Annotated in this window: 14 protein-coding genes; 2 read left to right on the top strand and 12 right to left on the bottom strand. The window is 56.1% G+C overall.

Translation table 11 applies throughout. The features are described from left to right. Positions 1–45: 45 nt before the first annotated feature. On the top strand, positions 46–1,320 hold the full coding sequence (gene tyrS / locus FHC52_RS09335) for a tyrosine--tRNA ligase (protein ID WP_008500574.1): 1,275 nt from the start codon (positions 46–48) through the stop codon (positions 1,318–1,320). A 66-nt stretch (positions 1,321–1,386) separates the two neighbouring features. Further along, complete coding sequence (gene pdxY, locus FHC52_RS09330; protein WP_045406233.1) at positions 1,387–2,247, top strand: pyridoxal kinase PdxY; 861 nt, start codon at positions 1,387–1,389, stop codon at positions 2,245–2,247. Positions 2,248–2,337: 90 nt separating this feature from the next. Here the strand turns inward: pdxY and gstA are convergent, their stop codons facing one another. The 12 genes from gstA to blr all read right to left on the bottom strand — a co-directional run bounded on the left by gstA (position 2,338) and on the right by blr (position 12,504). Then, a complete protein-coding gene (gene gstA, locus FHC52_RS09325; protein ID WP_008500572.1) occupies positions 2,338–2,943 on the bottom strand; it encodes a glutathione transferase GstA in 606 nt (201 codons plus the stop codon). A 105-nt stretch (positions 2,944–3,048) separates the two neighbouring features. Further along, entirely contained in the window at positions 3,049–4,557 is a 1,509-nt protein-coding gene (gene dtpA, locus FHC52_RS09320) for a dipeptide/tripeptide permease DtpA (protein ID WP_008500571.1), read from the bottom strand. 592 nt (positions 4,558–5,149) lie between these two features. Continuing rightward, positions 5,150–5,785, bottom strand: coding sequence for an endonuclease III (gene nth / locus FHC52_RS09315; RefSeq protein WP_008500570.1), 636 nt, complete (start codon positions 5,783–5,785; stop codon positions 5,150–5,152). Continuing rightward, positions 5,782–6,468 (bottom strand): electron transport complex subunit E, encoded by a 687-nt coding sequence (locus FHC52_RS09310; protein WP_008500569.1) that lies wholly within the window; start codon positions 6,466–6,468, stop codon positions 5,782–5,784. The genes nth and FHC52_RS09310 overlap by 4 nt, the downstream gene beginning before the upstream one ends. A 2-nt stretch (positions 6,469–6,470) precedes the next feature. Further along, positions 6,471–7,091 (bottom strand): electron transport complex subunit RsxG, encoded by a 621-nt coding sequence (rsxG, locus tag FHC52_RS09305; protein WP_008500568.1) that lies wholly within the window; start codon positions 7,089–7,091, stop codon positions 6,471–6,473. A 10-nt stretch (positions 7,092–7,101) separates the two neighbouring features. After that, positions 7,102–8,154 (bottom strand): electron transport complex subunit RsxD, encoded by a 1,053-nt coding sequence (gene rsxD / locus FHC52_RS09300; protein ID WP_008500567.1) that lies wholly within the window; start codon positions 8,152–8,154, stop codon positions 7,102–7,104. After that, positions 8,155–10,176, bottom strand: coding sequence for an electron transport complex subunit RsxC (gene rsxC, locus FHC52_RS09295; protein WP_220420048.1), 2,022 nt, complete (start codon positions 10,174–10,176; stop codon positions 8,155–8,157). It abuts the gene before it with no gap. Further along, the gene (rsxB, locus tag FHC52_RS09290; protein WP_008500565.1) at positions 10,169–10,747 is read right to left on the bottom strand and encodes an electron transport complex subunit RsxB; all 579 of its coding nucleotides are present in this window, start codon (positions 10,745–10,747) and stop codon (positions 10,169–10,171) included. The genes rsxC and rsxB overlap by 8 nt, the downstream gene beginning before the upstream one ends. Beyond that, complete coding sequence (gene rsxA / locus FHC52_RS09285) at positions 10,747–11,328, bottom strand: electron transport complex subunit RsxA (protein WP_008500564.1); 582 nt, start codon at positions 11,326–11,328, stop codon at positions 10,747–10,749. Before rsxA ends, rsxB begins: the two co-directional genes overlap by 1 nt. A gap of 76 nt (positions 11,329–11,404) precedes the next feature. Next, positions 11,405–11,845: a DUF2569 domain-containing protein gene (locus tag FHC52_RS09280; RefSeq protein WP_126288064.1), complete on the bottom strand. Its 441-nt coding sequence runs from the start codon at positions 11,843–11,845 to the stop codon at positions 11,405–11,407. Between the two features lie 86 nt (positions 11,846–11,931). Beyond that, positions 11,932–12,147 carry a transcription modulator YdgT gene (ydgT, locus tag FHC52_RS09275; RefSeq protein WP_006174966.1) on the bottom strand — a complete coding sequence of 72 codons (216 nt, stop codon included), beginning with the start codon at positions 12,145–12,147 and terminating at the stop codon, positions 11,932–11,934. A gap of 231 nt (positions 12,148–12,378) precedes the next feature. Further along, positions 12,379–12,504 (bottom strand): division septum protein Blr, encoded by a 126-nt coding sequence (gene blr / locus FHC52_RS09270; RefSeq protein ID WP_168112406.1) that lies wholly within the window; start codon positions 12,502–12,504, stop codon positions 12,379–12,381. Positions 12,505–12,608: the final 104 nt, after the last annotated feature.

The following is a 12,608-nucleotide window of genomic DNA, read 5'->3' as shown; positions in this document are numbered from 1 at the left end:
GTCGTGTACCGGCAAAGGTGCAGTCGTTTATACATGGAGAATTTGATGGCAAGCAGTAACTTGATTAAACAATTGCAAGAGCGGGGCCTCGTGGCCCAGGTGACGGACGAGGAAGCGTTAGCAGAGCGACTGGCGCAAGGCCCGATCGCGCTCTATTGCGGCTTCGATCCCACCGCTGACAGCTTGCATTTGGGGCATCTTGTTCCATTGTTATGCCTGAAACGCTTCCAGATGGCGGGCCATAAGCCTGTTGCCCTGGTGGGCGGCGCGACCGGTCTGATTGGTGACCCAAGCTTCAAAGCCGCTGAGCGTAAACTGAACACCGAAGATACCGTGCAGGAGTGGGTCGATAAGATCCGCAAACAGGTTGCACCGTTCCTCGACTTCAACTGTGGCGATAACGCCGCGATTGCCGCGAACAACTACGACTGGTTTGGCAGCATGAACGTGCTGACCTTCCTGCGCGACATCGGCAAGCACTTCTCTGTTAACCAGATGATTAACAAAGAGGCCGTGAAGCAGCGTCTGAACCGTGACGACCAGGGTATCTCCTTTACCGAGTTCTCCTACAACCTGCTGCAGGGGTATGACTTTGCCTGCCTGAACAAACTGCACGGTGTTTCCCTGCAGATTGGCGGTTCTGACCAGTGGGGTAATATCACCTCCGGTATCGACCTGACCCGTCGCCTGCACCAGAATCAGGTCTTTGGTCTGACCGTTCCGCTGATTACCAAAGCTGACGGTACCAAATTTGGTAAAACCGAAGGCGGCGCGGTATGGCTCGATCCGAAGAAAACCAGCCCGTACAAATTCTACCAGTTCTGGATCAACACGGCGGATGCCGATGTTTATCGCTTCCTGAAGTTCTTCACCTTTATGGATATTGAAGACATCAACGCGCTGGAAGAAGAAGACAAGAACAGCGGTAAAGCGCCACGCGCGCAGTACGTGCTGGCAGATGAAGTGACCAAACTGGTTCACGGTGAAGAAGGTCTGGCCGCGGCAAAACGCATTACTGCAAGCCTGTTCAACGGTACCCTGAGCGATCTGAGCGAAGCGGACTTCGAACAGCTGGCGCAGGACGGCGTGCCAATGGTTGAGATGGAGAAAGGGGCTGACCTGATGCAGGCGCTGGTGGATTCTGAGCTGCAGCCTTCCCGCGGTCAGGCGCGTAAAACCATCGCCTCAAACGCGATCACCATCAACGGTGAAAAGCAGGCTGACCCGGAATACACCTTTGTTGATGGCGACCGTCTGTATGGCCGCTACACCCTGCTGCGTCGCGGTAAGAAAAACTACTGCCTTGTCTGCTGGAAATAATTAACAGTCTCGAGGGGCGTGGGAAACCACGCCCCTTTTGTTTTTTCAGGGTTTGGTAAGCATAAAATGAAGAACATCCTCGCCATTCAGTCCCACGTTGTTTTTGGACATGCTGGCAACAGCGCTGCGGAATTCCCGATGCGCCGCCTCGGCGTCAACGTCTGGCCCCTCAATACCGTTCAGTTCTCTAACCACACGCAGTATGGAAAATGGACCGGCTGCGTGATGCCGCCTTCGCACCTCACCGAGGTTGTGCAGGGCATTGCCGATATCGACCAGCTCAAGCGCTGTGACGCCGTATTGAGCGGTTATCTTGGTTCAGCGGAGCAGGGGGAACATATCCTCGGCATCGTGCGTCAGGTAAAGGCTGCCAACCCGTCGGCAAAATACTTCTGCGACCCCGTTATGGGCCATCCGGAAAAAGGCTGTATCGTGGCGCCAGGCGTGGCAGAATTCCACGTCCGGCACGCGCTGCCCGCCAGCGATATCATTGCGCCAAACCTGGTCGAACTGGAAATTCTCTGCGAGCATCCGGTTAACAGCGTAGAAGAGGCCGTAAGCGCGTCACGCGAGCTGATCGCGCAGGGGCCTGAGGTTGTGCTGGTAAAACACCTCGCGCGCGCAGGGCTAAGCCAGGATCGCTTTGAGATGCTGCTGGTGACGAAAGAGGATGCCTGGCATATCAGCCGCCCGCTGGTGGATTTTGGCACGCGTCAGCCGGTGGGCGTGGGCGATGTGACCAGCGGACTGCTGCTGGTGAAACTGCTTCAGGGTGCAACGGTGAGGGACGCGCTGGAGCACGTTACGGCAGCGGTGTACGAAATTATGATTGCGACGAAAGAGATGCAGGAATATGAACTGCAGGTGGTCGCGGCACAGGATCGTATCGCGAAGCCGGAGCACTATTTCAGCGCAACCCAGCTTTAAACGATGCCAGGTGGCGCTGCGTTGGCACGGGTCTACGGAATTCGTAGGCCGGGTAAGCGTCAGCGCCACCCGGCAACACAGTCTGCTCGGTTAATTCAACCCTTCCGCTTTCAGCGCCGCAGCCACCGCAGGACGTTCAGCCACGCGTTTCATATACGATGCAATGTGGTCTAACCCTTCCAGATTCAGCTTAACCGCACGTGCCCAGCGCAGCACGGTGAACAGGTACGCATCAGCGATCGTGAAGCGTGAGCCGCCAATCCACTGTTCGTCTTTCAGCGATTCGTTAACGTACTGCAGCTTTTTCTCCAGCAGGGCGCGCAGGGTCGGCTTAAACTCTTCCGGCGTATCCGGGCGGAACAGCGGCGTAAAGCCTTTGTGCAGCTCGGTGGCAATGTAGTTCAGCCATTCCAGCGTTTTATAGCGAGAAATCGTACTGACCGGGGCCAGCAGCTGGCGATCGGGCACGCTATCGGCCAGGAACTGCATAATCGCCACGCCTTCGGTCAGCAGGGTACCGTCATCCAGCAGGAGCGCCGGAACCTGTCCTTTCGGGTTAATGGCAAGAAAGTCATCGCCGTTTTCCAGACGTTTTTTCATCAGATCAACGCCATCCAGCGTGAAATCTTTGCCGCTCTCGCGCAGGGTGATATGGGAAGCAAGAGAGCACGCGCCCGGTTTGTAGAACAGTTTCATCGGTAACTCCTTTTCGCTGAGGTTTCAGCTATGTTAGTGCGCAAACGGATAAAAAAAAAGCCGCTAATCAATTAGCGGCTTCTGGTCAGTCGTTTCTCACGGATTTCACGCAGTAGCGGTTTTGGTCGCCTTAGCGGTCTTGTCGTCGTCCTGAGTCATGCGATTCAGTTTCGGTGCGGTCAGCAGCATCAGAGCGGCAATAACGGCAGTCGCGATACCAATCTGCATGAACACGGTACCGTAGACGTTCAGGGAAACCAGTGGGTCAGTGACGTTTTCCGGCACGGCCATCAGGTTCGCAATCTTACCGGCGATAATTGCTGCACCGGCAGTGGTCAGGAACCAGCTACCCATAATGAAGCCCATCAGACGCTGCGGAACCAGCTGTGCAACCATTGCCAGACCCAGACCAGAGATCATCAGTTCGCCGATAGACTGCAGCGCGTAGCTCAGGATCAGCCAGTTAACGGATACGATACCGGCGTCGGTAGCAAATTTGGTACCCAGCGGCAGCACCAGGAACGCGCCGGAGCACAGCACCATACCGATAGCAAACTTGTGCGGCATTGGCAGACGGTCGCCCATCTTGTTATAGATCGCGGCCAGAATCGGGCTACCAATCATGATCCAGAACGGGTTCAGTGCCTGATACTGCTCCGGTTCGAACGCGATGCCCAGAATAGAGTGCTCAACGTTACGAATGGCGAAGAAGTTCAGAGAGGTTGGCATCTGGCTGTACAGCACGAAGAAGATAATCGCTTCCAGCATCAGAATGAAGGCCACGATCATCTTACGACGGGCAGCACCCTGCATAGCGAATGCTTCTTTCGCGAAGATAACCACGATACCCAGCGCCACAACGCCCAGAACGGCACGTGCGATACCCTGGTTGTGCAGCAGCCAGGTAGCGATGGCCGCCAGGACCACAACGCCTACGATGGTCGCCAGCAGTTTGCCCATATGCACAGGCTCGAAGTCTGGTTTTGAACCGTAGTTTTTAACCCAGCTGCGGCAGAACAGGAAGTTCACCACGGTGATCAGCATACCGACGAAGCTCAGTGCAAACGCCACGCTCCAGCCGAATTTCGCTGCGAGCCATGGGGTTGCCAGCATCGAGAAGAACGAACCGATGTTGATGGACATGTAGTACATGGTAAATGCACCGTCCAGACGCGGGTCATCTTTGCTGTAGCAGGTAGAGAGCAGGGAAGACGGGTTCGCTTTGAACAGACCGTTACCCACGGCGATCGTGGCCATGCCCATATACACGACAGCGGCATCATGCCCTGACCATGCTACCAGTCCATAGCCAATCGCCAGAACAATGGCGCCCAGCATAATGACGCGCTTAGTACCCAGAACTTTATCACCCAGCCAGCCGCCGATAGCAACCAGACCGTACACCAGGGCACTGAAGGAGGAGAACAGCGTGATGGAATCGGCTTCGGACATACCCAGCTGTTTCACCAGGTAAACCGCCATGATCCCTTGCAGGCCGTAGTAACCAAAACGCTCCCATAACTCGATAGAGAAGATGAGATAGAACGCTTTAGGTTGTTTAAAAGCGTTCAGACTCACGCTTTCATCTGTTGGTTTATTGTTTGCAGTCGACACATATACCTCTTTTTTTACATCCCATATTAACGGGGGTGTTCATAGCGTGATGGCCGTAGTCCATACGCCTTATAGTTATATTGGGAGGAGAAACGGCGGGTAATGTTCACTATCCTGCCCCATCTGGCAATACGTTTGTAATAATCTGTTACATATATCCTGAGTGGTATAATCGTCGGTTCATGCAAATGTTATTCAGCGTTAAATTTCATACGCTGAGTAAAGGTAGTTTTTTCGACTGGTAATAACCGGTCAGTACGGACTGTTGGCGATATGTTCTGCTATTTGCCGCTTGTGGTAGTGATATAGCCCATATTCTGAAAAATAGCTGGTCTTATCGTCGGCAAAAAAAGAGGAGTGTCTTGTCAGATAAAAGGTTTAGGTCGATTTTGACAACAAAAATACAACATGAAGTTATCAGGGTGATCGCGATCACAGATGTATAGAAATTTTCGGCTATGAAAAAACTATTAACCTGTTTCAGCGTTAAAGAGCCGAATAAGTGACAGGTGAGGCGAAACGAAAGGCGAACAAATAACGGTCAAAAGAAGAGCGTTTGAAAGCCCTTCTTTAATCAGGGGATTGAGATGCCTCAGGGATATACTTTTTCTTTGTATTCGCAGAGATCTTCAATAATGCAGGAGCCGCAGCGAGGCTTACGGGCAATACACGTGTAACGACCGTGCAGAATCAGCCAGTGATGGCAGTCAACCTTAAATTCCGCCGGAACCACTTTCAGCAGCTTCTCTTCGACCTGCTCGACATTTTTCCCCGGCGCGAAGTTGGTCCGGTTAGACACGCGAAAGATATGCGTATCGACGGCGATAGTGGGCCAGCCAAACGCGGTATTGAGCACCACGTTCGCCGTTTTACGCCCCACGCCCGGTAAGGCTTCCAGCGCGGCACGGTCTTCCGGCACTTCGCCTCCGTGCTGCTCCAGCAGGATCCGGCAGGTCTTGATGACGTTCTCGGCTTTGCTGTTAAACAGGCCGATGGTTTTGATATAGGACTTCACGCCTTCCACGCCCAGCTCCAGCATGGCCTTCGGCGTATTGGCGACCGGATAGAGCAGGGCGGTGGCTTTATTGACGCTCACGTCGGTAGCCTGCGCAGAGAGCAACACGGCGATCAGCAGCTCAAACGGGGAGGTAAAATTCAGCTCCGTCGTCGGGTGCGGGTTCTCGTCCCGCAGACGGGTCAGGATCGCAATGCGCTTTTCTTTATTCATGAGGCCTTCTCGGGTGTCCCTTCCAGAACGCTGCGCTCAGCCGCGCGGCGCTTACGTTTCTCGTCAATCAGGTATTTTATCGCCAGCATCATGCCAAGACCAATAAACGCGCCAGGCGGCAGCATCGCCAGCAGGAATGGCGTATCGGTGTGGAACACTTCAATGCGCAGCGCTTTGGCCCAGCCGCCCAGCAGCGCATCTGCGCCGTCAAACAGCGTACCGTTGCCGAGGATTTCACGCAGGGATCCCAGCACGAACATGGCGCACGTGGCGCCCATGCCAATGGAAAAACCATCCAGCGCCGACATGGCCGGACTGTTTTTCACCGCAAAGGCTTCCGCACGCCCGACCACGATACAGTTGGTGACGATAAGGGGAATGAAGATCCCGAGCGACTGGTACAGACCAAACGCGTAGGCGTTAATCAGCATCTGAACAATACTGACCACCGACGCAATGATCATGACGTAAATAGGAATACGAATTTCCGACGGCGTCCAGCGGCGCAGGGCAGAGATGGAGAGGTTGGTCAGGGTCAATACGAGCGTGGTTGCCAGACCCAGACCGAGCGCGTTGGTGGCGGTGGATGTCACCGCCAGCAGTGGGCACATCCCCAGAAGCTGTACCAGCGCGGAGTTGTTTTTCCACAACCCCTGGACAATAACCTCTTTAACCTGGCTCATGATTACTCCTCACAGGCCGGAAGATTGTTGATTTGCGCGGGCAGCGTTTCAGCGTACAGCCCGGCTCGTTTTACGGCATTCACCACCGCACGTGGGGTGATGGTCGCCCCGGTGAACTGGTCGAACTCGCCGCCATCTTTCTTCACCGCAAACGCGGTGTCATCTTCACCATGGATCACTTTACCGGCAAAGTGCAAAATCCAGTCGCTCAGACGGGTTTCAATTTTATCGCCAAGACCCGGCGTTTCATGGTGTTCCGTCACGCGGGTGCCCAGTATGGTGCCGGAGAAATCACTGCCCACGAGGAGCTGAATGGCACCGGAATAGCCGTCAGGCGCCGTCGCTTCCATCACCGCGCCAACCGGTTTATCCCCTTTGCGGGCAATAAAGAGGCGGTGCGGGCCTTTCCCAAGCTGCGGCGCGTCTACCACAAAGCAGCTTTTTTGCAGGTCGTTATCGTAGAATTCCGCCGGGATCACCTGATCGAACAGCGCCTTTTGCTGCTTCGAGGCCTGCTCTTCGATGGTCGTTTTGGTCAGCGCATTTACCAGCGCCGTCAGCCCTGTCAGGACCGCGGCGAAGACAGCCAGCGTGACGCCGTGTTTTTGCATCGTTTTGAACATGGCGAGACCCTTAGCGATGGCCGTACACGCGCGGACGCGTGTAATAGTCGATGAGCGGAACGGTAATGTTGGCAAGCAGGACGGCAAAAGCCACGCCGTCCGGGTACCCGCCAAAGCTGCGGATGAGCCAGACCAGCAGGCCTGCCAGCGCGCCGAAGATCAGGCGCCCGCGGTTAGTCGTTGAGGCCGTCACCGGATCCGTCAGGATAAAGAAGGCACCCAGCATGGTCGCCCCGGAGAGCAGGTGCAGCTGCGGGCTGGCCAGTGATTCAGGAGAGAATACCCAGCCCAGCGTGGCGCAGACCGCCAGCGTCACGAGGAAGCTGACCGGAATATGCCAGCGGATGGCTTTCTGCTGCAGCAGGAACAGGCCGCCCAGCAGATACGCCAGGTTGACCCACTGCCAGCCGGCACCCGCCAGCACGCCGCTGTAGATGGCGGATTTCATGATCTGCTCAACGCTGTGCCCGGCATGCAGGGACGTTTTAAAGGTATCAAGCGGCGTCGCCTGGCTGATCCCGTCCACGCCCATGCGCAGCGCGTTCATATCGGCACCGAGTGCCGTATGGCCGGTAAAGATCACGTGCAGAGCATCCATGAAGCCCGGAACTGTGGCCGCAATCTCGTGCGGTGGCAGCCAGCTGGTCATCTGTACCGGGAAGGAGATCAGCAGCACCACGTAGCCAATCATCGCCGGGTTAAACGGGTTATGGCCCAGTCCACCATACAGCTGTTTGGCAATGATCACCGCAAACACGGTGCCGAGGACCACCATCCACCATGGAGCAAACGGCGGGATACTGATCGCCAGCAGCAGCCCGGTCAGCAGCGCGGAGTTATCGGCCAGAATGCGGGAGACCGCCGCCTTGCGCAGCTTAAGGACAAGGGCTTCCGCCGCTAAGGCGCTGGCACAGCCCAGGATTATCTGGAACAGGGTTCCCCAGCCGAAAAACCAGCACTGAACGGCAATGCCCGGCAGCGCCGCCAGGCAGACCAGCATCATAATGCGCGATGTCTGGCGCTGATTGTGGGTGTAAGGGGAGCTTGCGATTCTGAAAACCATTTAATCCTCGTTAACTGCTTGCTGTGCGGCTTTCTTTGCCTGAACGCGCGCAATGGCGGCGGCGACGGCGGCTTTGCGCGGGTCATCGTTGGCGGCCTGCGGTTGCTCATCCTGCTGCGCCGCTTTGCGTGCTTTAGCGCGGGCAATCGCCGCTTCGACGGCGGCTTTACGCGGATCGACCGGCGCGTCGGGTTCTGCGGTTGGCGTCTGCTGCGCCGCTTTGCGGGCTTTGGCACGGGCAATCGCTGCCTCAACGGCCGCTTTGCGAGGGTCGACCGCTTCCTGCTCAACCACCACGTTCTGCTCGCCGGCTTTGCGCGCTTTGGCACGGGCTATTGCCGCTTCAACGGCCGCTTTACGCGGGTCGATCTCCGTCTCTGCCTGGACCGTTTGCGCTTTTTCAGCCTGACGGGCGCGAGCCTGAGCTTTACGCGCTTCACGCGCCGCAATGGCTTCGCTGTTGTCCGGCTTCTCGCCAGCCGGGATCACCACAGGCTGCGCCGCGGTCGCTTTTTTCTCGCGAACGCGGGCCAGTGCGGCATTAATCGCATCCTGATCTTTCTCCCCGGGCTGAACGGCGGCCTGCTTATGGCGCTCCTGACGGGCGATTTTTTCACGCTCCAGTCGCGCCTGGCGCGCTTCAAAGCGTGCCTTGGCTTCCGCCGCGCGTTTTTCTTCCATGGAGATGGCATAAATTTCCGCCTTCTCCTGGCGGAAATACTGCACCAGAGGAATGTTGCTAGGGCAGACCCAGGCGCAGGCGCCGCATTCGATGCAGTCGGCCAGGTTATGGGCTGTCGCCTTGTCGTGCAGCTGGCCTTTGCTGTACCAGTACAGCTGCTGCGGAAGTAGATCCGCCGGGCAGGCGTCGGCACAGGCGCTGCAGCGAATACAGCCTTTTTCTTCCTGCTCTTCACCCATCTCGGTCGGGGAAGGGGCGAGCAGGCAGTTGGTGATTTTCACTACCGGCACATCGAGCCACGGCAGGGTAAAGCCCATCAGCGGGCCGCCCATGATCACCATCTGGTCGCTGGCCGGGCAAAACTCAGCCTGCTCCAGCAGGTGACGCACCGGCGTACCCAGACGCGCCCAGACGTTGCCCGGACGAGAGACCGCTTCCCCGGTCAGCGTTACCACGCGTTCGGTCAGCGGCTCGCCGTCGATCACCGCGCGCTTCACGGCGTACGCGGTCCCGACGTTCTGCATCAGCACGCCGATATCTGAAGAGCGTCCGCCGTGCGGAACCTGCTTGCCGGTGAGAATTTGCGTCAGCTGTTTAGCACCGCCAGAGGGGTATTTGGTCGGGATAACGCGCAGGCTAATATCGTGACTGCCCGCCAGCACGGCGCGCAGCATTGAGATAGCCTGCGGTTTATTGTCTTCGATACCGATCAGCACTTCTCGCGGCTGCAGAATGTGCGCGAGGATGCGGATGCCTTCCACCACCTGGGCGGCGCAGTCCTGCATCAGACGATCGTCGGCGGTGATGTACGGTTCGCATTCGGCGGCGTTGATAATCAGCGTCTGAATGTTATCGCCACCGCCGCGCAGCTTGACGCCGGTCGGGAAGCCTGCGCCGCCGAGGCCAGCAACGCCGAACTGATGAATGCGCTCGATAAGCGCCTCGCGGCTGCGGGAGCGGTAGTCGCTCCAGCCATCGCGGTCGATCCAGCGGTCTTCGCCGTCGGCTTCAATAATCACGCTCAGCTCTGCGAGCGCTGACGGATGCGGCACCGTATGAGGCGCGATGGCGACCACCTTACCGGAGGTGGGGGCGTGCACCGGCAGCATACGTCCGCGACCAAAGGTCAGCGGCTGGCCGCGAAGAACCGTATCGCCTTCTTTCACGCACAGCTCACCCTCAGCGCCAATGTGCTGCTTGAGCGGCATGACGAAACGGGTCGCCAGCGGTATTTGACGCAGCGGCGTGCCGTTAGACTGGGTTTTCATCTCCGGTGGGTGAATACCGCCGTCAAAGTCCCAAATCTTCTCTTTTCTGAAAGCAGAAAATAACTTAAGCATGTTGTTCCACAGGAATATTGCGAACCGGAATGGTTTGAAGATCCCATTTCCAGCTTTCGGTAGTCGTTTCAACCGGGCGCAGCTCGATACATTGCGTCGGGCAGGGGGCTACGCAGAGGTTACAGCCGGTGCACAGGTCCGCCACCACGGTGTGCATGGCGCGCGTGGCGCCAACAATGGCGTCGACCGGGCAGGCCTGAATACATTTGGTACAGCCGATGCAGTTCGCTTCGTCGATCACGGCCAGCGCGCGGACCGGCTCCTGCACGTCCGCGTCGCCATCAACCGGCTGCGGATCAACGTTAAGCAGGGCGGCAATTTTCAGCATGACTGCTTCGCCGCCGGGGGCGCAGCGGTTAATTTTTTCGCCCTGGATGCCTACCGCTTCAGCGTAAGGGCGGCAGCCCGGGTAGCCACACTGCCCGCACTGGCTTTGCGGCAGAAGCTCATCAATTTTCTCAACAACGGGATCGTCCTCTACCGCGAAACGGCGGGAGGCGTAACCCAGGATAAGGCCAAACACCAACCCCAGGACGCTGATAGAGGCGATGGCAATCCAGATAGCATTCATTACAACTTCACCAGACCACTAAAGCCCATAAAGGCCAGAGACATTAAACCGGCGGTGACCAGCGCAATCGCGTTACCGCGGAAGGGCGCAGGAATATCCGCTGCTGCCAGGCGCTCGCGAATAGAGGCAAAAAGCACCATGACCAAAGAGAAACCGACGGCCGCAGAAAAACCATACAGCGCCGATTGCATAAAGTTATGACCCAGGTTGATGTTCAGCAGCGCCACGCCGAGAACGGCGCAGTTAGTGGTGATCAGCGGCAGGAAGATGCCCAGCAGGCGATAGAGCGCCGGGCTGGTTTTGCGCACCACCATTTCGGTAAACTGCACCACCACCGCGATAACCAGAATAAAGGCCAGCGTACGGAGATAGGTTAACCCCAGCGGGATGAGGATCCAGGTATCAATCCACCACGCGCAGATGGACGCCAGCGTCATGACGAAGGTCGTCGCCAGCCCCATACCCATTGCCGTTTCCAGCTTTTTGGAAACGCCCATAAACGGGCACAGGCCAAGGAACTTCACCAGAACGAAGTTGTTAACCAGCACGGTGCCGACAAAGAGCAGTAAGTAATCGGTCATTATTTAGCCTGAAATAAAAAAGCCGCCTATTATCGGACAAACCCAGGCAGGCGACAACAGGTTATCTGTAGGGTTATTACGGGTTCACGAAGGTGTTTTTCACCCGCGTCGAACGCTTGAAGTAGGGCACCAGCAGCGCCGCGGCCAGCAACGGGAAAAGCAGCTGACGAACGGCCAGCGCGTCCGAAACGGGCGAAAAAGCAAACGCCTTCACCGCCAGCAGGACCGAAACCAGCAGCCAGATAATGTAGTGCTTAGGCACATTCTTACGGCGCTTAAAGAAGGCGATGGTCAGCCACAGCGTGTAGTACCACATCCCGATCGCGAAAACGAACGACACAAACCACAAAGCAATATTAAGCACGCTTTGCGACAACAGGGTCTCAATGGCGTGAGGGGTAATCAGTGCGGTGGTATAAAGCAGCAGCGCAAGTGATGCGCTTAATAAGGCAACCAGCAGCCATGCCAGTGGGGCGATTAACCAGCCTCCAATGCGTTCTCCAGGCGTTGCGGTCATGAACTCTCCCATAATCTGCGCGAAATGTTGTACAGCCAGTTGGCAGGGCGGAGAGTATATAACATTTCGCGCGGATGGCTACTTTCTTATAAAACGTAACGCCACACGGACTTTGGCACTTCACCGACGTTGAACAAACGGCCACCGGAGACCAGCTCCGCACGGCGATGGTCAGCGGCGCGATACATATTAATGATTTCCTGATTATCCGACAGGGTGTAGTTCAGATGGTCAAACAGTTTTTCCAGGCTCTCAAGCGAATTGATCTTGCGAAATTTTAATAAATAGTCCTGAACTGTCATATTAATAAGTTTCCATATAAAAGTGAGTAATACCAGTTAAGGTAATTCGTTCGAATAATAAACGGATTAATAAAGACGTAAACAGCCCACTCAGGTAACGCGACGAAATTAGGAGTTTTCTTTGCTGAAATTCAGGCATCAGACGATGCCTGTAAGAGAAGGTTAACCGTGTTCACCAGGGCTGGCAATAAGTAACTGACATATTATGTCACTCTTTATTGCAGTAACCGGTTACTTAGGTTGAGCGACGGTGACAGGCTCCGGCGGCTGGTAGTTATCGATATGGCTGGCAACGCCCAGCAAAATGACCGACACCCCAAGGACAATCCATCCCGCTAATTCAATGATTCGATTAATAATTGACGTCATGATGTGTAATTGTACTTTATCCATAAAGACAGGGCGCAAATGTTACAGCGACGTTTCCCTAACGGCAAGGGCTTTGGGAACGGTTCCCTTAA

The organism is Enterobacter sp. EC_64 (genome assembly GCF_019584165.1).
Classification (GTDB): Bacteria; Pseudomonadota; Gammaproteobacteria; order Enterobacterales; family Enterobacteriaceae; genus Enterobacter; species Enterobacter roggenkampii.
This window is presented reverse-complemented; position numbering and strand designations above follow the sequence as displayed.

Coding starts and splice junctions, on each gene's coding strand:
- rsxB (WP_008500565.1), bottom strand. CDS start 10,747: ATGAATGCTATCTGGATTGCCATCGCCTCTATCAGCGTCCTGGGGTTG.
- tyrS (WP_008500574.1), top strand. CDS start 46: ATGGCAAGCAGTAACTTGATTAAACAATTGCAAGAGCGGGGCCTCGTG.
- FHC52_RS09310 (WP_008500569.1), bottom strand. CDS start 6,468: ATGAGCCAGGTTAAAGAGGTTATTGTCCAGGGGTTGTGGAAAAACAAC.
- gstA (WP_008500572.1), bottom strand. CDS start 2,943: ATGAAACTGTTCTACAAACCGGGCGCGTGCTCTCTTGCTTCCCATATC.
- pdxY (WP_045406233.1), top strand. CDS start 1,387: ATGAAGAACATCCTCGCCATTCAGTCCCACGTTGTTTTTGGACATGCT.
- rsxD (WP_008500567.1), bottom strand. CDS start 8,154: ATGGTTTTCAGAATCGCAAGCTCCCCTTACACCCACAATCAGCGCCAG.
- rsxA (WP_008500564.1), bottom strand. CDS start 11,328: ATGACCGATTACTTACTGCTCTTTGTCGGCACCGTGCTGGTTAACAAC.
- rsxG (WP_008500568.1), bottom strand. CDS start 7,091: ATGTTCAAAACGATGCAAAAACACGGCGTCACGCTGGCTGTCTTCGCC.
- nth (WP_008500570.1), bottom strand. CDS start 5,785: ATGAATAAAGAAAAGCGCATTGCGATCCTGACCCGTCTGCGGGACGAG.
- ydgT (WP_006174966.1), bottom strand. CDS start 12,147: ATGACAGTTCAGGACTATTTATTAAAATTTCGCAAGATCAATTCGCTT.
- FHC52_RS09280 (WP_126288064.1), bottom strand. CDS start 11,845: ATGACCGCAACGCCTGGAGAACGCATTGGAGGCTGGTTAATCGCCCCA.
- rsxC (WP_220420048.1), bottom strand. CDS start 10,176: ATGCTTAAGTTATTTTCTGCTTTCAGAAAAGAGAAGATTTGGGACTTT.